1 protein-coding gene is annotated in these 865 nt (G+C 51.0%); it reads right to left on the minus strand.

Going from position 1 to position 865, the window contains the following annotated elements; translation table 11 throughout:
• The coding region (locus R7Q11_RS25400; RefSeq protein ID WP_318094449.1) for a glycoside hydrolase family 2 TIM barrel-domain containing protein at positions 1-865 on the minus strand (865 nt) is incomplete at both ends.

Below are 865 nucleotides of genomic sequence, written 5' to 3' on the forward strand. Positions count from 1 at the left end.
TTCGCTGTTAGCTACCAAAGCTTCGACTTTGAATTGCACGCTACGCAGGGTTTCACCTTCGGCACGCACGTCAGCAGTAATGGTGTAATCATCGAGGTTGGTGAACCACAATTTGTTCTCAACGATAAAGCGATCATGGCAACCTTCAACGGTGCGGATTTTCACCGGTGCAATGACTTGTTTGTATTCTTTCAGGCCAGGGCCCGGGGTTTGATCTGGGTAAATCAGACCATCCATGCAGAAGTTGTAGTTGTTTGGGTAGTCGCCGTAATCGCCGCCGTATTTGTAGAACTCTTGACCGTGTTCATCACGCGCTAGAATGCCGTGATCACACCATTCCCAAACGTAGTGACCTTGAATGTGGTCGTGCGCATAGAACACGTTTTGGTATTCCGTCAGACCACCCGGCCCGTTACCCATCGCGTGTGCGTATTCGCAGATAATGCGTGGCTTCTCGTGTGGGTGTTCGCCAAAGTAATTCATCAGTTGAGCACGTGAGTACATCGTCGAAATCACATCGACCACTTCAGCATCGCGGTCTTCTTCGTAGTGAACCAAACGGGTGTCATCAATTGCTTTGGTCGCGGCATACATCGCACGGATGTTACAGCCATAACCCGATTCGTTACCGAGTGACCACATGATGATAGAAGGGTGGTTCTTTTGCGCATGAACATGACGCACTGCGCGATCGACAAACACCGCTTCCCATGCTGGATCGTTGGTGATGCGGCTCAGGTCGCCAACGTTGGCAAAGCCGTGGGTTTCCACATCGGTTTCTGCCATCACAAACAGGCCGTAAATATCACATAACTCGTAGAAGCGTGGGTCGTTCGGGTAGTGTGCGGTGCGAACCGAGTTGATG

The organism is Vibrio sp. 970, assembly GCF_033339075.1.